General features: G+C 69.8%; 22 protein-coding genes. 9 read left to right on the forward strand and 13 right to left on the reverse strand.

Translation table 11 applies throughout. The features are described from left to right. Positions 1–22 precede the first annotated feature (22 nt). On the reverse strand, positions 23–847 hold the full coding sequence (locus NO345_RS03845; protein WP_256296647.1) for an NAD(+)/NADH kinase: 825 nt from the start codon (positions 845–847) through the stop codon (positions 23–25). Between the two features lie 218 nt (positions 848–1,065). On the opposite strand from NO345_RS03845, the gene NO345_RS03850 reads away from it, so the two are divergent. Next, a complete protein-coding gene (locus tag NO345_RS03850; protein ID WP_256296649.1) occupies positions 1,066–2,271 on the forward strand; it encodes a KaiC domain-containing protein in 1,206 nt (401 codons plus the stop codon). A 7-nt stretch (positions 2,272–2,278) separates the two neighbouring features. Here NO345_RS03850 and NO345_RS03855 read toward each other — a convergent pair whose 3' ends face one another. Continuing rightward, complete coding sequence (locus NO345_RS03855; protein WP_256296651.1) at positions 2,279–2,707, reverse strand: universal stress protein; 429 nt, start codon at positions 2,705–2,707, stop codon at positions 2,279–2,281. A gap of 56 nt (positions 2,708–2,763) precedes the next feature. Then, positions 2,764–4,605, reverse strand: coding sequence for an ATP-binding protein (locus tag NO345_RS03860; RefSeq protein WP_256296652.1), 1,842 nt, complete (start codon positions 4,603–4,605; stop codon positions 2,764–2,766). A 115-nt stretch (positions 4,606–4,720) separates the two neighbouring features. Here NO345_RS03860 and NO345_RS03865 point away from each other — a divergent pair, with 115 nt between their 5' ends. Both NO345_RS03865 and NO345_RS03870 read left to right on the forward strand, forming a co-directional pair. Next, positions 4,721–4,924 carry a hypothetical protein gene (locus NO345_RS03865; protein WP_256296653.1) on the forward strand — a complete coding sequence of 68 codons (204 nt, stop codon included), beginning with the start codon at positions 4,721–4,723 and terminating at the stop codon, positions 4,922–4,924. Between the two features lie 58 nt (positions 4,925–4,982). Then, a complete protein-coding gene (locus NO345_RS03870) occupies positions 4,983–5,318 on the forward strand; it encodes a DUF7113 family protein (protein WP_256296654.1) in 336 nt (111 codons plus the stop codon). 21 nt (positions 5,319–5,339) lie between these two features. Here NO345_RS03870 and NO345_RS03875 read toward each other — a convergent pair whose 3' ends face one another. Next, entirely contained in the window at positions 5,340–6,593 is a 1,254-nt protein-coding gene (locus NO345_RS03875; RefSeq protein ID WP_256296656.1) for a DNA double-strand break repair nuclease NurA, read from the reverse strand. A gap of 103 nt (positions 6,594–6,696) precedes the next feature. Here NO345_RS03875 and NO345_RS03880 point away from each other — a divergent pair, with 103 nt between their 5' ends. The 5 genes from NO345_RS03880 (at position 6,697) to NO345_RS03900 (ending at position 12,881) form a co-directional block, all read left to right on the forward strand. Then, positions 6,697–6,954, forward strand: a complete 258-nt coding sequence (locus NO345_RS03880) for a hypothetical protein (protein WP_256296658.1) — start codon at positions 6,697–6,699, stop codon at positions 6,952–6,954. Positions 6,955–7,701: 747 nt separating this feature from the next. Next, complete coding sequence (gene thiL, locus NO345_RS03885; protein WP_256296660.1) at positions 7,702–8,592, forward strand: thiamine-phosphate kinase; 891 nt, start codon at positions 7,702–7,704, stop codon at positions 8,590–8,592. Between the two features lie 92 nt (positions 8,593–8,684). Further along, a complete protein-coding gene (purS, locus tag NO345_RS03890) occupies positions 8,685–8,939 on the forward strand; it encodes a phosphoribosylformylglycinamidine synthase subunit PurS (protein WP_256296662.1) in 255 nt (84 codons plus the stop codon). Beyond that, on the forward strand, positions 8,936–9,616 hold the full coding sequence (gene purQ / locus NO345_RS03895; RefSeq protein ID WP_256296663.1) for a phosphoribosylformylglycinamidine synthase I: 681 nt from the start codon (positions 8,936–8,938) through the stop codon (positions 9,614–9,616). The genes purS and purQ overlap by 4 nt, the downstream gene beginning before the upstream one ends. Before the next feature lie 115 nt (positions 9,617–9,731). Next, positions 9,732–12,881, forward strand: a complete 3,150-nt coding sequence (locus NO345_RS03900; protein ID WP_256296665.1) for a PAS domain S-box protein — start codon at positions 9,732–9,734, stop codon at positions 12,879–12,881. Here NO345_RS03900 and NO345_RS03905 read toward each other — a convergent pair whose 3' ends face one another. From NO345_RS03905 to NO345_RS19755, 5 genes are all read right to left on the reverse strand, one after another. Continuing rightward, a complete protein-coding gene (locus NO345_RS03905) occupies positions 12,882–13,985 on the reverse strand; it encodes an archaeosine biosynthesis radical SAM protein RaSEA (protein WP_256296667.1) in 1,104 nt (367 codons plus the stop codon). A gap of 64 nt (positions 13,986–14,049) precedes the next feature. Further along, positions 14,050–14,331 carry a DUF7521 family protein gene (locus tag NO345_RS03910; protein ID WP_256296669.1) on the reverse strand — a complete coding sequence of 94 codons (282 nt, stop codon included), beginning with the start codon at positions 14,329–14,331 and terminating at the stop codon, positions 14,050–14,052. Next, positions 14,328–14,699, reverse strand: a complete 372-nt coding sequence (locus NO345_RS03915; protein WP_256296670.1) for a winged helix-turn-helix domain-containing protein — start codon at positions 14,697–14,699, stop codon at positions 14,328–14,330. The genes NO345_RS03910 and NO345_RS03915 overlap by 4 nt, the downstream gene beginning before the upstream one ends. A 64-nt stretch (positions 14,700–14,763) precedes the next feature. Continuing rightward, on the reverse strand, positions 14,764–15,816 hold the full coding sequence (locus NO345_RS03920) for a halocyanin domain-containing protein (protein WP_256296672.1): 1,053 nt from the start codon (positions 15,814–15,816) through the stop codon (positions 14,764–14,766). Between the two features lie 32 nt (positions 15,817–15,848). Next, positions 15,849–16,250 carry a VanZ family protein gene (locus NO345_RS19755; RefSeq protein ID WP_256296674.1) on the reverse strand — a complete coding sequence of 134 codons (402 nt, stop codon included), beginning with the start codon at positions 16,248–16,250 and terminating at the stop codon, positions 15,849–15,851. Positions 16,251–16,337: 87 nt separating this feature from the next. On the opposite strand from NO345_RS19755, the gene NO345_RS03930 reads away from it, so the two are divergent. Beyond that, entirely contained in the window at positions 16,338–16,751 is a 414-nt protein-coding gene (locus tag NO345_RS03930) for a GIY-YIG nuclease family protein (RefSeq protein WP_256296676.1), read from the forward strand. Here the strand turns inward: NO345_RS03930 and NO345_RS03935 are convergent, their stop codons facing one another. The 4 genes from NO345_RS03935 to NO345_RS03950 all read right to left on the reverse strand — a co-directional run bounded on the left by NO345_RS03935 (position 16,752) and on the right by NO345_RS03950 (position 21,025). Then, positions 16,752–17,162: a DUF8048 family protein gene (locus NO345_RS03935; protein WP_256296678.1), complete on the reverse strand. Its 411-nt coding sequence runs from the start codon at positions 17,160–17,162 to the stop codon at positions 16,752–16,754. A 315-nt stretch (positions 17,163–17,477) separates the two neighbouring features. Beyond that, positions 17,478–19,229, reverse strand: a complete 1,752-nt coding sequence (arcS, locus tag NO345_RS03940; protein WP_256296680.1) for an archaeosine synthase subunit alpha — start codon at positions 19,227–19,229, stop codon at positions 17,478–17,480. A 75-nt stretch (positions 19,230–19,304) separates the two neighbouring features. Continuing rightward, positions 19,305–20,780, reverse strand: coding sequence for a tRNA guanosine(15) transglycosylase TgtA (gene tgtA / locus NO345_RS03945; protein ID WP_256296682.1), 1,476 nt, complete (start codon positions 20,778–20,780; stop codon positions 19,305–19,307). 68 nt (positions 20,781–20,848) lie between these two features. Then, on the reverse strand, positions 20,849–21,025 hold the full coding sequence (locus tag NO345_RS03950) for a hypothetical protein (RefSeq protein ID WP_256296684.1): 177 nt from the start codon (positions 21,023–21,025) through the stop codon (positions 20,849–20,851). Positions 21,026–21,034 lie beyond the last annotated feature (9 nt).

The following is a 21,034-nucleotide window of genomic DNA, read 5'->3' on the forward strand; positions in this document are numbered from 1 at the left end:
GGCTTGCCCGTACCGTACACCCTCAGTCGAGCTTGTCGAGTGCCTTGAAGAACTCGCTGGGGGGCCCGGCCAGCCGGACCGGTTCGCTGGCGCGCTCGACGGTGATGGTGGTCGGCGGTTCGAGCTCCTGCTGGGCGCGCCCGTCGCTGATGACGTAGCCCATCTCCGCGTCGTCGATGCGTACGGTGACGGTGCTGTCGGCGGCGGAGACCAGCGACGGCATCGGCTCGCCGGCACACATCTCGGTGACGACAACGGCGTCGACCTCCGGGCGGACGAGCGGCCCGCCCTCGCTCATGTTGTAGGCGGTGCTGCCCGCCGGGGTAGCGACGAGCACGCCGTCGGCCGCGGAGCAGCTGTACAGCTCGCCGTCGACACGCAGCTCGAACTCGCCGCCGTTGCCGTGGCCGCGCTGGGCCCCCTGGACGACGATCTCGTTGACCGCCGGGTCGAGGTCCCAGCCGTCGCCCCTGGCGCGGAGGCGGCTCATCTCCCGGGTGCGGACGGTGCCCGTGGACCTGAAGCGCTCGACCTCCTCGTGCACCACGTCGACGGCGTCGCCGGGCGAGACGGCGTTCAGGAACCCGACCTCGCCGAGGTTGACGCCGACGATGGGGACCGTCCCGACGCCGCGGGCGGTGAAGAGGAACGTCCCGTCGCCGCCGATGCTCACCGCGAGGTCGGCGTCGTCCATCGCCGACGGCTCGACACCGGGCACGTCGAGCGCCGCTGCGGTGGCGGTGTCGACGACGACCGTCACGTCCTGCTCGCGGAGCATCCCGCGGAGCTGTCCCGCGAGGCGGGCCGCACGAGCGTTCTCCTTCTGGGCGACCAGGCCGACCTTCATACCCGACGGTAGCGGGGACGGGGGATAAAAGCCTCCGGATGGCAACAAGGTTAATTTATACGTAGGGCTTTGCTTGCGCTGTACGAACCGTCCGGCGGCAGCGTGCCGACCGGCCGGATGCACACCCAGATGTTCCCCCTCGACGACCACGTCGACGGCGATGACTCACCGCGCACGACACCGGCCGAGACGGGCCGTGGAACCGGAGCTGATGCGCGATGAGTGACGACGACGAGCTCGACTGGTTCGAGAGAGCGGTTCGAGAGCGCCGTGACGACCGGGAGGAGGACGAGCGAACGGGCGACGACAGGACGTCGTCGGACGCGGGCGACACCGAGGCCGCGGGCGACGACGCACCGGCGTCCGACCCGTGGGAACAGCTCGAATCCGCTGACGTCGACGCCGGCGAAGGCGGGGACCCGGACGGGAAACCCGACAGCACCCTCGAGGACCACGCAGAGCCCGACGACGATGACGACGACGGCGGGCTGTTCGACGACGACTTCGGCGCGGCGATGGGCGACATCCAGCTCCCCGACACCGGCGGCGGCTCCGACGGGGGTGGGATGGGCGGCGGAACGGGCCCCGACATCGGCGAGATGGACGGCACCGTCGGCGAGTTCGACCCCGGCGAGTTCGACATGGGCGACGGCGGCGGCCAGTTCGGCATGGGCGGCGGTGGCAGCCTCGGCGGCTCCAGCTTCGACGACGACGAGTTCGACTCCGACCTGCCCCGCATCGACCTCGGCATCAAGGGCCTCGACGAGATGATACAGGGCGGCGTGCCCGAGCGCTCGCTGATGGTCACCATCGGCTCCGCCGGGACCGGGAAGACGACCTTCGGGCTGCAGTTCCTGAACGAGGCGCTGGCGAACGGCGAGCGCGCCATCTTCATCACGCTGGAGGAGAGCAGCGAGCGCGTCGTCAACTCCGCCGTCGAGAAGGGGATGCCGTTCGACGAGTACGTCGAGGACGACCGGCTCGCCGTCGTCGATATCGACCCCATCGAGATGGCCAACGGCCTCGCCTCCATCCGCTCGGACCTGCCCCGGCTCATCGAGCAGTTCGGCGCGACCAGACTCGTCCTCGACTCCGTCTCGCTGCTGGAGATGATGTACGACTCGCGGGCCAAGCGCCGGACCGAGGTGTACGACTTCACGCAGAGCCTGAAGAACTCCGGCATCACGACGATGCTGACCAGCGAGGCCAGCGAGGACTCCCCGTTCGTCTCCCGCCACGGCATCGTCGAGTACCTCACCGACGCCGTGTTCATCCTCCAGTACGTCCGCCCCTCCGACTTCAGGGAGACGCGCCTCGCCGTGGAGATACAGAAGATACGCGACGCGAACCACTCCCGCGAGACGAAGCCCTACGAGATCACCGACAAGGGCATCTCGGTCCACCGGCAGGCGAACATCTTCTGAGCGACCGTCAGCGGACGACCGTCACCGGCACCGGCGACCGCCTGACGACCGTCTCGGCGACGCTCCCGAGCAGGATGCGGGAGACGCCCGAGCGACCGTGGCTCCCGGTGACGATGTGGTCGCAGTCGTGCTCCCTGGCGTACTCGACGATGGTCTTCGACGGCCGCCCGACGACCAGTTCGGTCTCGACCTCGACGCCCGCCGCGGTGGCCAGTTCGGTCGCCTCGCCCAGCCGGGCCTCGGCGTCCTCGCGGGCCTCCTCGTACCACTCGCTGGCGAACGTCGGCATCGAGAACGCGCGCCGCGAGTTCGCCTCCCCCGGGTCGACGATGGTGAGCACGACCAGCGTCGCGTCCCCGAACTCCCGGAGTGCGAACTCCAGCGCCTCCGTGGACTGCTCGGAATCGTCGTAGGCGACGAGCACCCGGCGTTCCATGCCAGGTAGTAGCACGAGAAGGGTAGTAAAGCTTCCACCCGTCCGCGGGCCGTCGGCTATCGCCCGTGCTCGGTCACACACGTCGACAGCCCGATGCACTCGACCGGTTCGGAGTTGTCGGGCGAGTAGACGACCATCTGTCCCTTCTCCATGTAGGGCACCTTGCTCTCCAGGTTCGGTGGGATGTTGACGGACTTGATGGCGTCCTCGTCGCCGAGGTTGAGCACGACCTTCGTGTTGACCTGCTTGAACACCGGGTCGGCGATGTCCTGGGGGTCCTGCGTGATGAGGAACAGCCCCAGCCGCTCCTTCCGGCCCTGCTTGGCGGCGTCGGTGAACTTCGAGATGACCTTCCGGGCCTGCACGTTGTCGGCGTCGGTGAGGAAGTTGTGCGCCTCGTCCATGCCGAGGACGAGCGGCGTCTCCTTGATGCGGTCGTGGGTCGGGTCGTTCGAGAGCTTCTCGTCGACGAGCAGGCTGGCGAGCGCGAGCACGACCGTCGTCGTCGCCCGGGTGTCGTTGACGTGGTAGGTCGGGACGACCGAGATACCGCCGGGGCGGACGAACTCGTGGACGAGCTCGGTGATGGGCCGGGCGGCCTGGTCGAACACGTCGCCGAAGCCGTACGTTCGGCGCTTGACGGCGTCGAACGTGGCCTCGTGAACCCTTCCAGATTCATCCAGTTCCTCCTTCAGCGCGGGGTCGTCGAGGAACCGGCGGAACTCCTCGTAGGTCCCCCCGTTCCCGTGCTGGTCGAAGAACCGTTTGAGGAGGTACTTCAGCGCCGGGTACTGGTTGTCGTTCAGGCCCGCGCTGGCGACGAGCCAGGGACGCGAGCGCACCATCGAGAACGGCACCGTGAACTCGACCTGCTCGGCGCGGTGGTGGTCGGCGGCGTAGGTCGCCTGCCCGACCTTCGGGACGAACGCCGTCGTGTCCGAGACGCCGCCGTGGGCGATGCCCTCGCGTTCGAGCCGGCGGGCGAACGCGTCGGTCATCCCCGGGTTGTCGTCGTGCATCTGGGCGTACTCGTCCTGCGGGTCGAACATGACCAGCGCCGGGGTGACGGAGCGGCCGTCCTCCATGGGGTAGGTACGCTCGTCGGCGACGTACTGCCGGAGGATGTTCTTCGCGCCGTGGGTCTTCCCCGAGCCGGTGCCGCCGGCGACGAGGGTGTGCCGGAAGACGAGCGGGTCACCGGAGTCGTAGTCGTCCTTCAGCCGGTAGTCGATGGTCGGCGGCTCGGCATTGGTCGTGACCTTCTCGCCGCCGACGGAGAGGTGTCCGATGAAGACGCCCTCCTCGGGCATCTTCAGCCCCGTCTTGATCTCGGTGGTGTCGTCGGCCTCGCGGACGACGGTCTCGGGCTTGGGGACGCGGTCGACCATCCGGCGGGTGAGCTCGCCGTCCTGCTCGAACAGCACCGCCATCGGCTCCAGCGTCGCCATGAACTTGTAGTCGGCCTCGTCGATGCCGTCGCGGCGCATCGCCCGCCGGGCGTGGATCTCGGTGGCGTCGTCGGCGTGGAACGCCTGTGCGTACTCCAGCCCGGTGATGCGACAGAACAGCCGCTCGCCGTCGGGGTAGGGGACGAGCAGGTAGGAGCCAATGCGGACGTTCGGCCGGTTGCCCGTCGTGACGTACGCCCGGAGCTGGGTGTCCTCCTCGCGCTCGCAGATCTGCAGGCCCTCGGAGACCGCGATGGTGCCGATGCCGCGGTCGCTCCCCCGGGGAGAGACGTCGAGCGGCTCGAACTCGTCTTCTCGGGCGGATCCACCGCCGTCCCCGGCGGAGTCGTCTGCCGCCGGTGGCGCGTCGTCGCCACCGTCCGTCCCGCCCGACGACACGGGCCCGTCGTCGCCGCCGTCGAAGTCGCCGAAATCGCCGAGGTCGGTCATGTCAGGCCCAATGACGTCCGGGGTCAAACCCGTTTCCCATCCAGTGACCCGGTGTACCGACTCCGGAACCCGCGGCCCGCCTTTTTGATCCCGTGGACACGAGCGTGGAACGACGATGCGAAAAGCCCTGCTACAGCTCCTCCTGTTCGCCGGCTACGTGGTCGTCACCTTCGGTTGGTTCCTCACGTCGGCCGGGAGCGCGGTGACCCTCGTCGTCGGTGTCAATCTCGGTGTCGGACTCACCGGCGCAGCTCTGTCGGCCCTCAAGCTGTATCGTCCCGACAGGTACCAGTTCGTATACGAGGCCGAGAAGACGTGACCGGCCCCCAGACCTGTAGCCCGCGTCCTTATCCGGCCCCGGCACATAGGAGCGGGCCATGTTGCTCGTACGCGGAAGTGCGGCCGGCACCGACCTGACGGGGACCATCTACGAACGCGGCGAGGAGGCCCCGCAGTTCCGGGGTGCCCCCGACGAGGACGCGCCGTACGTCTGGGTCTGCGACGAGTTCTACGCGGTCGAGAGTGGCGGGACCGCACAGCAGGTCGACGGCGAGACGGTCAACGTGGCCTTCGAGTCGCCGATGCCGCGCGGCTTCGAGACGAAGGAGCAGGCCGTCGCGGCGGCCGAGGAGCACGTCCGCACGCAGTTCGCCCGCATCGGCGTCGACCCCGCCGACGTCGAGGTGACGACGACGAAGGCCGAACCGGCCTGAGCGCAGTCGAGACGGTTATTCTCAGCCGCCCCAGCGCACGTCGTCGTAGTTCCGGGCGCGCCGGGCGTCGAAGCTCTCCTCCAGCGTCTCCCGGAGCGCGCGCTTCTCGTCGCGGCTGATGCGCGCGAGCTCGTCGGCCTTCGAGACCGCGCGGGGTGGGCCCGACTCGGCGGCGACCTCCTGCATCGCAAAGAGTCGTAGGTCCTCACGCAGGTCCGCGTCCTTCGTGAACGCGTGGGGCGCTTCGAGCCGGTAGACGACGTCCTCGCGGGGGTCGTACACCATGCAGAACGTGACCTCGTAGTCGGCGTCGTCGAGCCGCCGCTCCACGCCGAGGGCATCGCCGTCGGTCGAGAGCGGACGGTCGACGCCGCCCCGCGACCGGAACCAGTTCGTGCAGGTGAGCCGGCCCGTGTCGCGCTCGTACTCGCCGGTGTCGTCGGGCTCGCGGCGTTCGAGCACCCGCGAGAAGAACGCGGCGTCGTCGACCCAGGGGGCCTGCCCGCCCTGCTGCCGGACGACCTGCGTGACGACCTTCGAGGCGGGGTTCTTCACGAAGCCGACGAGCGGCACGTCGCGGTCGACGAACGTCTCCACGAGTTCGACGTAGTTCGCGACGACCTCGCGGGGCTGGTCCTCCTCGGCCAGCAGGGTCGCCAGCTCCGGGTGGCGGTCTGCCCACTTCAGCAGCCCCTTCGGGTAGAGCGGCCCGTCGAGCACGAGCAGGTCGTCCACCTCGGCCGCGTGTTCGAGCGCGTGGCTCGACTCCGCGAGGTAGAGCGCCAGCGCGTGGACGACGCCCTCCTCGAACCGGTTGACGTGTGGCGCGTGGCGGATCTGCGACCGGATGAACCCCTCGTCTCCCTCCTCCCAGTCGGCCTCGTCCACGTCGACCGTCGCGTCGTTCGTGTGGACGGTCATCACGAGCGTGCGCGCCCGGTGCAGGTCGAGCTCCGACGGCGTCGACGACATCGCGGCCTGCGCGATGTCGAGCACCAGCCCGTTCGTGAACGTCGTCGGGTTGATGGTGCCGGAGTCGAGCCCGTGGACCGTCTCGAACGCCGTCCCGGTCAGCGCCACGTCCTCCACCGGTGCGGTGTGTCGCGCCAGCCCGTCGAGCGGTTCGAGCACCGTCCGGCCGTCGTGGACCAGCGGGTCCAGGAACCCGTTCCAGACCGTCTCGGCGAACTCCCGGTGGTCCGACTCGTCGACGTCGTACCGGATGCGGCGGGCAAGCTCCGCGATGCCGTCGAAGTGCACCGGGTCGAGCGTCATACCACGGCGGTTCGCCCGCAGCGGGTAAAAACCGACGGTTAACTCGGTTCCGTGTTCAAATTTATCAACGGTCTTATGTTTCGTGCTGTCGGAGCTAGTCGTAATGGCAGACCTGGGTGCAGACCCCGTCCAGACCGAAGCCGACGCGGAGTACGACTGGCGGCGGACCGACGACGGCGTCCGCATCTTCGACCCCGACAACCCCGACGCGTGGGTCGAGATGTCGTTCGAGGCCGGCGTCGACCCCGAACACCGCCTGTTCATGGTCTGTGACGACTGCGGGGCCGTCTTCGCACAACGGACGCGCCCGGGGAACGGCTCCCGGTGTGGCGACTGCGGTGCCGAGTTCGTGTCCGAGTAACTCATTTTCGTTCTGTTTCCCCGTCCTTCGTGACGTGAGTGCGATTGTTACGTGAGTTGGGGCCCGACTGGCGACACGAACAGCCAGAAAGCCCCGCCAGCCGTGGGAACAGACTCGGCCGCAAACAGCCAGAAAGCCCCGAGTTCTCGGCTCCCGGGAGCCGCGCTGTCGTTCGAGAGAGCGAAGCTCTCTCGTGATGACGAAAGACGCCGGAGGCGTCTTTCGAACCACGCTCATCGTCCCTGCGGTGCTTGCGGGCTCCGGGTTCGCCGAGAACCTCGCCCCTTTCAGTCCCACCGTCGGAGCAAGCTCCGACGAGCCCCCGTTCGCTCGCAGGCTCGCTCACGGGGACACCCCGCACAGCACCGCGACCGCACCGCGCCAGCCCTCCCCCTCGACACCCACGCGCCTGCCGGCGCGGGGTGTCTTGGCCGTGTGGCCGGTGGCGGCGTCGCCGGACTTCCCGGCAGGGCGCGCGCTGGCGAGGGATGAGAAGTGCAACGGAGCGAGCATCGGTCACGAAACGCGTGCGTTTCGTGAGCCCGCCGGAGATCTCTGACCTCCGGAGATGCGAGAGGCCGGGGAGACCCGAGGTGCGGTGCTGTGCGGTCAGGTGGGAGTGAACGGGGTCGAGCGGGCGGGGACGTTCTGGCCGTTCGAGTTCACTGCTGGTCCTCCCGTGACCACTCTCGACCATGTGTTCGGACCGCGTTCCTTTTGCCGACCGCCACGAAACACACGGCCGACATGAACGAACGGGCGGCGCTCTCGCTCGTCGGCGGCCTCGTCGACCACGCGGGGGACGACGCGGCGGTCGTCGACGGGACGGTCGTGACGACGGACATGCTCCACGACCGGACGGACTTCCCGGCGGGGACGACGCGGTACACGGCGGGCTGGCGGGCGGTCGGCGCGTCGCTGTCGGACGTGGCGGCGACGGGGGCGGCGGCGACGGCGGCGGTGGCGGTGTACGCGGCACCGGCGTTCACGGAGCCCGAACTCCGCGACTTCCTGCGGGGTGCGACGGACGTCTGCGAGGCGGTCGACGCGGAGTACGTCGGCGGCGACCTCGACACGCACCAGGAGTTCACGGTGGCGACGACGGCGCTCGGGCGGACGGACGACCCGGTGGGTCGGGACGGCGCGGAACCGGGCGACCGGCTCTGCGTGACCGGGACGCTGGGGCGGAGCGGTGCGGCGCTGCGGCTGTTCGAGGCGGGCGAGACGGAGCGCGCGAACGAGCTGTTCCGGTTCGAGCCGCGCGTGGCGGCGGGGCTGGCGCTGGCCGAGCACGCGACGGCGATGATGGACTCGAGCGACGGGCTGGCACGCTCCTGTCACCAGCTCGCGGAGGCGAGCGGCTGCGGGTTGGCGCTCGACGGCGAGGCGGTGCCGGTCGACGACGTGGTGCGCGAGGTCGCCGGGAGCGAGGAGACGGTCCGCGAACTGGGCTGGTTCTTCGGCGAGGACTTCGAGCTGGTCTGTACCGTCCCAGAGGAGCGGGTCGGGGACGCCCGTGACGACTGCCCGATTCCACTGTCGGTCGTCGGCGAGGTCACCGCGGGCGACGACGGCGACGTGTTCGTCACCGTCGACGGGGAGCGGCTGCCGGACCGCGGGTTCACCCACGGCGAGTGAGTCCGGCGGCCCCGCACGGAATACTATCCACGAACGTGCATCACCGACGCGAGTCACAAGAGTTTTTGAACACGAACGCGCCTGTCCAGGTGATGAGCGCCTACACCGCCACGGTGACCGTCCGACTCAAGCAGGGAGTCCTCGACCCCGAGGCCGAGACGACCAAGCGCGCGCTGGAGCGTCTCGGCTTCGAGCTCTCGGGGCTGCGCTCGGCCGACCGCTTCGAGGTCGACCTCGACGCCACAGACGAGGATGCGGCCCGCGAGCGCGCCGCCGAGATGGCAGAGCGCCTGCTCGCGAACCCGACCATCCACGACTACGACGTGGAGGTCGCCCCGCGCGAATGACGGTCTCGGTCGTCCGCTTCGGCGGCTCGAACTGCGACCGCGACGCCCTGCGTGCCCTCACCGACCTCGGTATCGACGCCGAGATCGTCTGGCACGAGGACGGCCTCCCCGCGGACACGACGGGCGTGATGCTCCCCGGCGGCTTCTCCTACGGGGACTACCTCCGCGCCGGCGCGATGGCCGCCCGCTCGCCCGTCATGGACGAGGTGCGCGAGCTGGCGAGCGAGGGCGTCCCCGTCCTCGGCGTCTGCAACGGCGCACAGGTCGGCTGCGAGTCCGGCCTCACGGAGGGGGCGTTCACCACGAACGCGAGCGCCCGCTTCCAGTGCGAGCACGTCCACGTCCGCGTCGAGCGCGCCGACACGCCCTGGACCGCCGGCTACGAGCAGGGCGAGGTCATCGAGCTCCCTATCGCTCACGGCGAAGGCCGCTACGAGATCAGCGAGGACCGCCTCACGCAGCTCGAGACCCAGGACCGGGTGCTGTTCCGCTACTGCGACGCCGACGGGAGCCTCACCGACGAGGCGAACCCGAACGGCTCGAAGCACAACGTCGCCGGCGTCGTCGGCGAGCGCGACTCCGTGGCCGTGCTGATGCCCCACCCGGAGCGCGCCGCGCTCGCCGACGTCGGCGACACGGACGGTCGGCCGCTCCTGCGTGGATTCGCCGCCGAGTAGGGTGGTTCGACGCGGGAGTTCGGTCCCGAGTCGAGGCTCGTAACGGCTAAAGCATTCAAGGGGGTGGCTGTCATCGGACGACATAACTGGTGGCGCGCGTGCCGCCGAGAGTCGCATGACCGGACGTACGATACGCGTCCTGCTCGTCGCTCCCCCCGGCGACGTGCGGACGGAGACGGTGGAGTCGCTTCCATGGACGGTGAGCACAGCGCCCGACCCCGGGTCGGCCCTCGACGCGCTCGACGATGACGTCGACTGCGTCGTGGTGACGGACGCCATCGAGGGCGACGCGCTCGACCTGCTCGAGTCGGTCCGCGAGCGGTGGCCGGCGCTGCCCGTCTTCCTCCTCCCCGAGGACGGCGACGAGACGCTGGCGAGCGAGGCGGTCGCGGCCGGCGTCGACGGCTACGTTCCCGCCTCGGCTGGGCCCGACGTCCTCCGCGAGCGCATCGCCGACGTCGTCGGGTGCGAGGACAGCCTGCCCGTCGAAAGCGAGCTCGACCGGCTCCGGCTCGTCTACGAGCAGGCACCACTCGCCGTCGTCGAGGTCGACGCCGACGGGCGCATCACCGCCTGGAACGCCGGCGCGGTCGACCTGTTCGGCTACGAGGCGACCGAGGCCATCGGCGAGCAGGTCGTCGAGCTGCTCGTCCCGCCCGACGAACGGGGGGCCGTCCGCTCGGTCTCCGACGCCGCGCTCTCGGCCGACGGCGAGGTGCCGTCGGTCAACGTGAACCGGAACGTCACCGCCGACGGCGAGGCGCTGACCTGCGAGTGGTACAACACGACGCTGACCGACGACGACGGGGCGGTCCTCGGCGCGCTCTCGTTCGTGCAGGACGTGAGCGACCGCGTGAACCGCCGCGAGACCGTCGAGTCGCTCCAGGCGATGACGAGCGAGCTCGTCGGTGTCGAGGAGCCGACCCGCGTCGCCGACTTCGCGGTCGAGGCCGCACGGAGCGTCCTCGATCAACCCTACGCCGGCGTGTTCTTCTACGACGACACAAGCGAGATGCTCGTGCCGGTCTCGGTCACCGAAGCGGTCGCCAGCCACTTCGACGAGCCGACCATGGTCGGCCGGGACGACGGCCTCACGTGGGACGCGTTCGAAGACCGTGAGACGGTCGTCGTCAACGAGTCGGCGACCTCCCAGACCGGGATGCCGGGCTCGCTGGCGCTCGAGAGCGCCATCATCGTTCCGCTCGGCGACCACGGCGTCCTCGCCTTCGGTTCCCGGACGCGCAACGCCTTCGACCGGACCGACGTGCACATGGCGACGATCCTCGCATCGACGACGCAGGCCGCCCTCGACCGGAGCACCCGCGAGCGCGACCTCAAACGGCACGAAGCCATCGTCGAGGCGGCCGGCGATGGCGTGTTCGCACTCGACGAGTCCGGGCAGTTCCGCGCTGTCAACGACGTGATGGTCGAGATCACCGGCTACGAGCGCGGCGACCTCCTCGGCCGCCACGTCGACGAGGTCCTGCCCCGCGAGCACGTCGAGCGCGGCCGCGAGGAGATCGCGGCGCTGACGGACGGCGAGCCCGACGAGGAGACGCGCACGTTCGAGATCGAGTTCGGCGACGAGGAGATCGTCGAGTACGAGGCGACAATCGCCGCGCTCCCACGGGACACGAGCTTCGAGGGCACTGCCGTCGTGGTGCGCGACATCTCCGAACGCAAGCGCATGGAGGCCGAGCTCGTCGAGCAGAAGCGCAAGATAGAGGCGCTGCACGCCATCGCCTCCGACCTGGACGACTGCGAGACCCGCGAGGAGGTCTGGACGCTGACCGTCGAGGCGGCAGAGCGCGTCCTCGACTTCGACATCTGCTGTGTCGACGAGGTCGTCGGCGAGTTCCTCCGCTCTCGGGCGCTCTCCTCGGAGATCGAGCCGGAGGGCTACAGCGACCGCGCCCCGATAACCCAGGGGCTCGCGGGGAAGACCTACCGCACCGGCGAGTCGTTCCTCATCGACGACGTGACCGCCGACAACGCGGCCGAGCCGGAGGACCGGACGTACCGCTCGCTGCTCTCCGTGCCCGTCGGCGACGAGGGGGTCTTCCAGGCCGTCTCCGACGAGGTCGACGCCTTCGACGCGGCCGACCTCGAGCTCACGGAGCTGCTGCTGACCCACGTCGCGGACGCGCTCGAACGGCTCTCGTTCGAGGAGGAGCTCAAGGACGAGCGCGACCGCTTCGCCGCGCTGTTCCAGAACGTCCCCGACCCCGTCGTCTACGCGGTCCACGAGGACGGTCACCCGAAGGTCGTCGAGGTCAACGACGCGTTCGAGCAGGTGTTCGGCTACGACGCCGGGGAGATCGTCGGCGGCAACCTCGACGAGTTCATCGTGCCACCGGACCGGCACGACGAGAGCGACCACTTCAACGACCAGGCGTACCGGGGCGAGCTCGTCGAGCGCGAGGTGAAACGACGGACGACGGACGGCCTGCGCGACTTCCTGATGACCGTCGTCCCGGTCGACCTCGACGAGTCGTCCCCGCGCACCTTCGGCGTCTACACCGACATCACGGAGCGCAAGGAGCGCCAGAAGCGCGTCGAGATCCTCAACCGCGTGCTCCGACACGACCTGCGCAACGGGATGAACATCATCAAGGGCTCGGCGGAGATGCTCGGCGACGTCGTCGACGGCACCGCCGCGGTCGGCTACTCGGAGACCATCATCGACCGCGCGGACGACCTCATCAGCCTCGCGGAGAAGACCCGGGCCGTCGAGCGCACGCTCGACCGCGACCGCGCGGCGACCGGCCCGGTGAACGTCCACGAGAGCGTCAGCACCTCCATCGTACGGGTCGCCGAGGAGTATCCGGAGGCGGAGTTCACGACCGACCTGCCGGAGACGGCGCAGGTCCGCGCCGACGACCTGCTCCGGACCGCCATCTTCCACGTCATCGAGAACGCCGTCGAGCATAACGACACCGACACGCCGAACGTCCACGTGAGCGCCCGCCGTGGCGAGACGGACCCCGACGTGCTGCGGGTGTCGGTCGCCGACGACGGCCCCGGCATCCCGTCCTCGGAGCGCGCGCTCATCTCGGAGGAGCAGGAGATCACCCAGCTCAGGCACGCCAGCGGGCTCGGCCTCTGGCTGGTCAACTGGGTCGTCACGCAGTCGGGTGGCTGGCTCAGCTTCGAGGACAACGAGCCCCGTGGCACCGTCGTCACGCTGCACGTGCCGCTGGCGATGTCGTCTGCGTCGGAGGGGACGGACGGGGTGACCGAGAACGAGACGACGCCCGCGGAGTGACTACCGCGCGAGCGGCATGTTGTAGCTGGTCTCGCGCTCCACGACGGCCTCCCACGTCAGCTCGCAGTCGCAGGACACCTGCTCGAACACCGACGGGTCCTGTCGCACGTCGAAGTCCTTGATGGCGGTCTGGACGCGGTCGTCGCAGTCGCCGCAGTTGTGTGCGCCCCTGTCGGAGCCGTGGCCGACGGGGTCCGAGACGACGATGGCGTCGCAGTCGGCGGTCGACTCCAGCACGTCGGCGACCGACCAGAGCCACGGCGGGCGGTAGCCGCCGCGGAAGAACAGCTCGTCGACCATCGTGTAGCGCTGGACGTTGCAGGGGTTCATCGAGACGGTGTGGCAGCCGTCGACCTCGCTGCAGCGACGCACGGAGGACTTCATATCCTCGAGCGCCTCCGGCTCCGAGAGGAACGGCGGCTTCATCAGCAGGTACGCCTTCACGCCGGCGTCGCCCTCGTCGTCGGCGCTCCCCTCGTCGGCCGCGACGGCCTCCGCGCAGGCGTCCTCGAAGTCGGCGAAGTCGAAGTACTTGTTCACGCAGTCGTGGCGCACGCGGTCGGTCACCGTCTCCAGCCCGATGGCGACGTCGGTGTCCAGCCCGTGGCCGGTGAACTCCTCGATCTTCTCCCTGTCGACGAAGTCGGGCAGCGACTCGACGACCATGCGCTCGCGGTCCGCGAAGGTGTCGGCGATAGCGCGACGAGTCTCGCCCGGGACCTCGCGCTCGTCGAGGAAGCTCCCGGAGGTGTATATCTTCACGAGGCCGCTCTTCTCGTCGGCGTTCTCTTTCTCGTGGTCGAGACAGACCTGTATCTGGTCCAGCAGCGCCTCGTGGCTCACCGAGCCGCCCTCGACCGACTCGGCGACGTAGCCACACATCGTACAGCCGCCGGCGCGGGCCCACCGGCAGCCGCCGGTGTTCAGGATGATTGTCAGGCTCTGGAAGACGCCGCCGGGCGTGTTGTCCTCGTCTATCCACACCCGCGTCGGCTCGTGGGGGTCGTACGTCTCCTCCTTCTCCGCTCGGATGCGACGCATCACCTGGTTGTGCGCGTCCATCCCCTTCCCCTGCTCGTAGACCTCGGGGCTGGGCTTGCTCATTGGCGGAGAGAAACGGTCGTGGGCGTAAATCCGCTTCGGGTCGGTCGCCGGGCCGAGGAACCGATCAGTCCGCGTACAGCGAGTAGAGGATGACGCCGAAGCCGGCGGTGGTCAGCAGGCTCTCGATGGCCAGTGCGACGGAGCGGTCGTCGGGGCCCATGATGAACTGGTCGGCCGCGCCGGCCAGCATGGCACCGACGGTGACGAAGCCGAAGCCGACCGCCAGCGCGCGCAGCGCGGACGAGCCGGTCCGGCGGTACGCCTTCGCCGCGAAGTAGGTGATGAGGCCGCCGAAGACGAGCGCGAGCGTCTTGAACGCGATGACGAGTGCGGAGAGGTGACTCATGTCTCCTTGCGCACCTCCTCCCACATCGAAGCGAGGCGTTCGTCCGGCGTCTCGGGGGGGCGAGCGATACGTAGTTCGAGCGAGTTGTCCTCGGCGAGCATGATTGTGACGTCCTCGAAGTTGACCCGGTACTGCGACGTGTGACGGCCGTCCGGACGGAGCTGGGTCTCCTCGACGAGCAGCGACGACTCGGTGAGCCGTTCGAGCTTCCGGTAGGTCGTCGAGAGCGGGATCTCGCACTCGTCGGAGAGTTCACTGGCGGTCATCGGCTCGTCGAGCGCCTCGATGATCGCGTGACAGTCCTCGTCGTCGAGGGCGTCGACGACCGCCTGGAACTCCGGTTCGTCCGTCGCGGACGGGTCGTACATCCGTACCGGGCAACTCCGAACGGGGGCACTATTACAGTTCGGTTTTTGATGCGACCGCCGTCGGTCAGTTCCGCTCGCCCGGCTCGTCGTCCGGCCTGCCGTCCGAGCCGAGCGCCATCGCGATCCCGACGAGCGCCGGGAACAGCAGCAGCGAGCCGAACCCACCGACGAAGGCGAGCTCGAGGGGCTCGATACTGGATTCGCCGACGGGACGGGGCTGAGCGGTGGGCTCGCTCCAGCCCTCGTCCGCGCTCTCGTCGGTGCCGCCGTCGCCGGTCACGACGACGGCACCCTTCATCCCCATCCCACGGTGGGGTTCGCAGTAGTACTTGTGGATGCCGGGCTCCTCGAAGGTCCGGGAGTAGGTGTGGCCCGCTTCGTCGACGAGCTCGGAGCCCCAGCTACCGTCGTCGGGAAGGACGTTGTGGACGCCGCCGTCGCCGGTCCACTCCCAGACGACCTCGGTGCCGGGGTCGACCCGGATGGCGGGCGGCGAGAAGCCGAACGCGCCGCCGTTGGCCTGGCTCCCGACCTGCACCGTCACGCCCTCGCTGCCGGTCTCGTTCGCGGTCGACTCGTAGTTGTCGACGTCGTCGAACCAGCCGCCGTAGTCCGGCTCCTCGAAGCTCTGCTGGCCGCCGCCACCGCCGTCTCCGCCGGACGGGCCGGCATCGCCGACCACGACGACGCCCTTCATGCCCATGCCCTCGTGGGGTTCGCAGTAGTACTTCACGACCTGGGCCTCCTCGAAGGTCCGGGAGTAGGTGTGGCCGGCCTGGTCGACGAGCTCGGAGCCCCAGCTACCGTCGTCGGGAAGGACGTTGTGGACGCCGCCGTCGCCGGTCCACTCCCAGACGACCTCGGTGCCGGGGTCGACCCGGATGGCGGGCGGCGAGAAGCCGAACGCGCCGCCGTTGGCCTGGCTCCCGACCTGCACCGTCACGCTGTCCGCGCCGGTCTCGTCCACGACGCCGTCGTAGTTACCGACGTTCTCCAGCCACCCGTCGAACGTCGGCTGCTCCTGTGCGGTCGCGGTCGCGCCGGTCGCCGCGAGCCCGGCCCCGACGCCGAGTGCCCGGAGTGCGGTCCGCCGCGTACAGGTACCCTGTCGGCTCATACGGGATACTCGTCGGGCCGGAGGAAAGCCGGTTACGAGCGTTCCCAGGGCCTGGGAGACCTTTTCGCCGCGATTCGCCAGCCGGCGACGCCGACGACCGCGCCGACGGCGTTCGCCGCCCCGTCGCCGAGCGAGGCCGTCCGCCACGGGACGAACGACTGGCACAGCTCCACGCCGAAGCCGACGGCGACGGCGAGTGCGACCGCGAGCAGTGCCGCCTGCAGCGTCGTCCGCTCCAGCGCCCTCGCGACCAGTCCACCCAGCACCGCGTAGGCGAGCCCGTGTTGCCACTTGTCGGCCGGTAGGACGCCGAACGGCCGGGTCGACGCCGTCGCCGCACCCGGCGGGTCGACGAGCGAGGCGACGAGCACGACGGCCGCCCAGGCGACCGCCGGCCCCCAGCGCCACGCGCGTCGGCGGTCGAGTCGAGTCACGTCCCCGACTCAGAGTCGGCGACACAAAAGCCGGTCGCGTCGCCGTGGACCGGCGGCTTCTTGCGGTCGGCTCGACCACGTCCAGCCATGGCCGGCGGAACCTACACACTGCTCGTCGAACTCGACCACCCCGTCACGGTCGACGTCGGTGCCCTCGGCGAAGTGGCGCTGGAGTCGGGCTGGTACGGCTACACCGGGAGCGCGCTCGGCAGCGGCGGGTTCTCGCGACTCGACCGGCACCGCGAGGTCGCGGCGGGCGAGCGCGACGTGCGCCACTGGCACGTCGACTACCTGCTCGGTCACGATGCGGCGACGGTCCGGGGCGACGTCCGTACCCCCGAGGACGTGGAGTGCGCCGTCGCCCGTCGGCTCTCCGACGCCGTCGCTGGCTTCGGTTGCACGGACTGCGACTGCACCAGCCACCTGACCCGCGCCGACGACGGGGCGACGCTCCGTGCCGCCGTCGCGGACGCACATCGTGCCGCCAGCGATGGGGTTTGACTACCGCATCTCGCGGCCGGTCACGTCCCCGCCGTCGGTCGCGGCCTGTGGTGTGTCCTTCCCGATGACGACGCAGTCGCGCACCTCCAGCGCCGTCGCCAACTCCTGTACCCGGTCGGACTCCCGCGCGAGTCGCCGCAGGTGCTCGACGTGGGCACATTCGACCGCCCGGGAGTCGGTCGAATCGAAGCCGAGGCGCTCGGCGATGGTCGTCCAGTGGCCCCCCTCGACGAGGAAGACGAACGCGTCGCTCGTCTCGTGGACGCATTCGTAGCGGTGCCGGTAGTCGTCGACCCGGAGCCCGAGATCGGCCTGCACGACCGCCACGAGCTCGGGGACCCGCCTGTGCGGGAGGCCGGCTGCCGCTGCCGCGAGCAGCACCGCCTCGTCCCGTATCGGGTAGTTCTCCATCCTCGTCACCCCGGAGTATCGCCGGTTCCTGAATCGGCGGAGTCGCATCGCTCCGGTCCGTCGCACCCGCGCCCACCCTGTCCCGTCGCGCGCGACTCCAGGCTCATCGAATACACACAGCAACTCGGCGCGTATAAACTCGGCAGGCAACCAGTTGGTAGTCGACCGGGTCACGTCTCCGCTATCGATGACGGACTTCAGATCCGGACGACGCTCTCCGGACGCGAGTCAGGTGACGCGGTCCACATCGAGGCCGACCTGATCGCGAAGTACGTCGCGAGACGGAGGACAGTCGCCAGCGGCCCGTCGACCTGACTACTTCTCCGCGACGTGACGGACCGAGGCCGCCTCGCCGCGCGTGCTCTCGATCATCGCCGCGCCGTGCATCTGCGCCCGGCCGACGGCGTACGCTGCCGGGCCCTCGATGACGACCTCGTCGCCGACGCGGATCTCCTCGTCTGCGTCGACGACGCCCGGCGCGAGGACGCTCCCATGCGGGACGAAGCCGTCGATCTCGACGCGCTTCGTCGGCGCGTCGCTCGCGTCCCAGCGGCGGGCCCCCTCGAGGGTGAAGGACAGCGTGCCGTAGCGGGGGACCTGCGCCGCGAGCTGGGTGCCGTCGTCGTCCCGGACCTGCAGCTTCGGGTATCGGCTCGTCGTTCGGAACTCCTCGAACAGGTCGTCACCCGCGCCGTCGCCGAGCTGGACGTCCGCGAGCGCCCGTACCGTGTTGTGCTCCCGTTCACGTTTGCTGTAGGCGAGTTCGCCGTCGAGCGCGTCGCGCAGGTTCCCCAGGCTCTCGCTCGTGGTCGGGTGATCCGCGACGGTGTACTCGACGGGGACGTCGACGTCGTCCTCGACGCGCTCGACGATGGGGCGATACTCCTCGGGAACGTGGGCGATGACGCGGGGATAGTCGCTCCGGGCGAGATACCGGCGGAGTACCTCGCTCACGAACTCGACCTCGTCGGCACTCCAGCGACCCGTCACCACGGCGTCGTAGTGCTGGGCCGGGTACGTCGTCTCCAGCTCCTGGGGCACGACGCCGATGGGCGAGGTCATCGAGACGATGTGGCCCCGGAACCCGATGGCGTCCATGTACTGCCGGTGGCTCTGTGACTCGCTGTACGGCTTCGCCGCCGAGCACGGCACGAGCACGAGCGGGTGGTCGTCGAACCGGCTCCGGTACCGGGTCGTCACGCGCTCGGCGAAGCGCTGGATCTCGACCCGGCGGAGGGTGTCCTCCGTCGCCGCGTCGAGGTCCGCGCCGCGGTAGACGGGCGTCCGCGCCTCCAGGTAGCCGTACTGCTGGTCCAGCTCCCGGAAGAGCGCGGTGAGCCACTGGTCCTGCCGGGCCTGTCCCTCGATGTAGTCGCGCAGGCGGCCGTCGCGGATGCGCCGCCGGACCCGCCGCAACTCGGTTTCGAGTGCGTTGACGTTGTGCTCGGCGCAGTCCTCGTGGTCGAACTCCTCGCGCGGTTTCGCGCAGGCCGAGCAGGGACAGGGGAGTTCGTCGAGGTCCTCGAGGAAGTACGCGTCGTCGGTCGTCAGGTAGCGTCCCTCGGTGCCGCGGACGTACGCCCGGTGGGCGTCGAACAGGTCGACGCCGGCGTACGCGAGGACGGCGACGTTCCGCGGCGTGGCGACGCCGGAGAGGTAGAGTCCGGTGTCGTCCGGGATGGCATCGCGGACAGCCAGCACGAGCTCTTTCATCCCCGCGCCGTGGCCGAGCGAGCCGCCGGCATCGGAGACGATGTACGCGTCAGCGCCGTGGTCGGCGGCCGTCTCGGCGGAGACGACCGCGGCGTTCGGGTAGTCGACGTCCGGATAGTCGACGGCGAAAGAGTCGGCGACCTCGTCGGCGGTGCCCGCCGGGAGCCCCCGGTGCGGGAGGACGGTCAGCCGGGACTCGTCGCCATCGGGGAGCTCGCGCTCGCCCGTCCAGAGGCTCCCGGCGTCGTCGACGTAGTCGTCCACGAGCGCCGGCGTGGTCACGGGGTCGGCCAGCCGGAGCTCGGCCAGCCGGGCCGCGCCGTCGCGCTCGAGGACCTCGAAGTAGTCGGTCATGGCACGGTGTCGGGGGCCGATGGACTACTATCTTGCTTTGTGCGATGACGGTGGTCGTGGCCCCATGTACCGCCCTCAGCGGTCGCCGTGCCAGAGGCTCTCGACTGTGACCGACTCCGGAACCAGCGCGAGTGCGCTCTCCGGCCAGTCCTCGTGAGCGAGTGTGAACGAGACCTCGGGGTTCCCCTCGGCGAGCCGGGCCACGCCGCGGGCGGCGGCCTCGTAGGCGTCGCGGTCCAGTCGACTCGGGGTCTCCGCCGTCAGCGGGTACGTGTTCCGCAGCGCCTTCGGGAACGGGCCGAAGGGCGGGACGACCGGCCACGACTCGTCGAACTCCGACGAGTGGTCGCCCTCGGTCAGGAACACGTCGCCCGACGGCGAGAGCCGGTCCAGCCGCTCGTGGTGCCGGACGACCTCCGGACGTTTCGCGCTCTCGTTGGAGAGGTAGAAGAACGAGCCCTTCGAGGCGGGGTCGGTCTCCTCCAGCTGGGCGGCGTGGTCGGTGAGCGCGCGGTAGCCGTCGAGCATCGCCGGGTGGGCGCGGGCGCGCCGCTCGACGAGCTCCACGAGGTCGCCGTCGCGGATGGCCTGCTTGATGGTGCGCATCTCCGCGAAGGTGACGTGGAGGTTGTGTGCGGCGAGTGCCTCCTCGCGGTCGCTGTCGTCCATCCCGCGGAGCGATTCCGGCGTCTCCGCGACACAGACCGGACACGAGCAGGGCATGTAGTCGAGCTCCTCGACGTGTTCCGTGCCGTCGACCGTGAGGTAGCGACCGTCCCGGGCGTACAGCGCGTACGCCGCCGAGTCGAACAGGTCACAGCCCATGGCGACGGCGAGCGCGAACATCATCGGGTGGCCCGCACCGAACAGGTGGACCGGGCAGTCGCGCGAGAGCCCGCGCTTCGACGCGGCGACCACGTCGACCATGTCGTCGTAGCGGTAGTCGTTCAGCAGCGGGACGACCGCACCGACGGGGAACACGTCGAGGTCCGTCTCGGCGGCGTGTGCGCCGGCCTCCTCGCGGAGGTCGAGGTGGGTCGAGCCCTGCACCGGTGCGTTGACGAGCATGTCGCCGACGTCGATGGTCTCGGCGAGCTCGAGCCGTTCCTGGGTCGTGCGGAGCTCGGACTCGGCGCGCTCGTGGGAGACGTCCGGTGGGGTGGGGATGTCGACCGGGGTGCCGATGTCGCTGCCGATCTCGTGCTGGAACTGGAGGATCTCCTCGGTGTTCGTGTCGATCTCTCCGTACTCGGCGAGCTGGAAGCTGCCGGAGTCGGTGACGATTGCGCCGTCGAAGTCGAGCAGGTCGTGCAGGCCCTGCTCGCGGGCGTCGGCCTCCAGCCCGTCGGTCGTCTTGATGATGTAGGAGTTCGTGATGACGATCTCCGCGCCGAACTCGTCGGCCATCCGCGCGGGCTCGATGGTGACGATGTTCGGGTTGACGACCGGCATCAGCGCGGGGGTCTCGACGGTGACGCCGGCACGGGGGACGGTCAGCTCCCCGATGCGACCACCGGCGTCGCTGTCGCGGACCTCGAACTGCTCTCTCATTGGCGTCGGCTACCCGGGCACCGGCGGTAAGGGTGTCGTTTGGTGGTGAGGAAGAGCGCTCGGGGGAGTCAGCGGTGGCTCGCTGGAACCGCGTCGGGGCGACGTGCCTCCAGATACACCGACGCGGCGGCGAGCAGCGCGAACGGGAGGCCGGCCCCGATGGCGAAGCCGTAGCTGAGGAGGACGACCAGCCCGACGAACCGCACCGCGAGCGTCGTGCGGTGCGAGAGGAACCGGCGCTGCACACGCTCACT

The sequence above is a fragment of the Haloarchaeobius salinus genome (assembly GCF_024464185.1).
Classification (GTDB): Archaea; Halobacteriota; Halobacteria; order Halobacteriales; family Natrialbaceae; genus Haloarchaeobius; species Haloarchaeobius salinus.

Excerpts from the sequence above, each read along its gene's own strand:
- NO345_RS03845 (WP_256296647.1), bottom strand. The coding sequence starts at position 847 with ATGAAGGTCGGCCTGGTCGCCCAGAAGGAGAACGCTCGTGCGGCCCGC.
- NO345_RS03850 (WP_256296649.1), top strand. The coding sequence starts at position 1,066 with ATGAGTGACGACGACGAGCTCGACTGGTTCGAGAGAGCGGTTCGAGAG.
- NO345_RS03855 (WP_256296651.1), bottom strand. The coding sequence starts at position 2,707 with ATGGAACGCCGGGTGCTCGTCGCCTACGACGATTCCGAGCAGTCCACG.
- NO345_RS03860 (WP_256296652.1), bottom strand. The coding sequence starts at position 4,605 with ATGACCGACCTCGGCGATTTCGGCGACTTCGACGGCGGCGACGACGGG.
- NO345_RS03865 (WP_256296653.1), top strand. The coding sequence starts at position 4,721 with ATGCGAAAAGCCCTGCTACAGCTCCTCCTGTTCGCCGGCTACGTGGTC.
- NO345_RS03870 (WP_256296654.1), top strand. The coding sequence starts at position 4,983 with ATGTTGCTCGTACGCGGAAGTGCGGCCGGCACCGACCTGACGGGGACC.
- NO345_RS03875 (WP_256296656.1), bottom strand. The coding sequence starts at position 6,593 with ATGACGCTCGACCCGGTGCACTTCGACGGCATCGCGGAGCTTGCCCGC.
- NO345_RS03880 (WP_256296658.1), top strand. The coding sequence starts at position 6,697 with ATGGCAGACCTGGGTGCAGACCCCGTCCAGACCGAAGCCGACGCGGAG.
- thiL (WP_256296660.1), top strand. The coding sequence starts at position 7,702 with ATGAACGAACGGGCGGCGCTCTCGCTCGTCGGCGGCCTCGTCGACCAC.
- purS (WP_256296662.1), top strand. The coding sequence starts at position 8,685 with ATGAGCGCCTACACCGCCACGGTGACCGTCCGACTCAAGCAGGGAGTC.
- purQ (WP_256296663.1), top strand. The coding sequence starts at position 8,936 with ATGACGGTCTCGGTCGTCCGCTTCGGCGGCTCGAACTGCGACCGCGAC.
- NO345_RS03900 (WP_256296665.1), top strand. The coding sequence starts at position 9,732 with ATGACCGGACGTACGATACGCGTCCTGCTCGTCGCTCCCCCCGGCGAC.
- NO345_RS03905 (WP_256296667.1), bottom strand. The coding sequence starts at position 13,985 with ATGAGCAAGCCCAGCCCCGAGGTCTACGAGCAGGGGAAGGGGATGGAC.
- NO345_RS03910 (WP_256296669.1), bottom strand. The coding sequence starts at position 14,331 with ATGAGTCACCTCTCCGCACTCGTCATCGCGTTCAAGACGCTCGCGCTC.
- NO345_RS03915 (WP_256296670.1), bottom strand. The coding sequence starts at position 14,699 with ATGTACGACCCGTCCGCGACGGACGAACCGGAGTTCCAGGCGGTCGTC.
- NO345_RS03920 (WP_256296672.1), bottom strand. The coding sequence starts at position 15,816 with ATGAGCCGACAGGGTACCTGTACGCGGCGGACCGCACTCCGGGCACTC.
- NO345_RS03930 (WP_256296676.1), top strand. The coding sequence starts at position 16,338 with ATGGCCGGCGGAACCTACACACTGCTCGTCGAACTCGACCACCCCGTC.
- NO345_RS03935 (WP_256296678.1), bottom strand. The coding sequence starts at position 17,162 with ATGGAGAACTACCCGATACGGGACGAGGCGGTGCTGCTCGCGGCAGCG.
- arcS (WP_256296680.1), bottom strand. The coding sequence starts at position 19,229 with ATGACCGACTACTTCGAGGTCCTCGAGCGCGACGGCGCGGCCCGGCTG.
- tgtA (WP_256296682.1), bottom strand. The coding sequence starts at position 20,780 with ATGAGAGAGCAGTTCGAGGTCCGCGACAGCGACGCCGGTGGTCGCATC.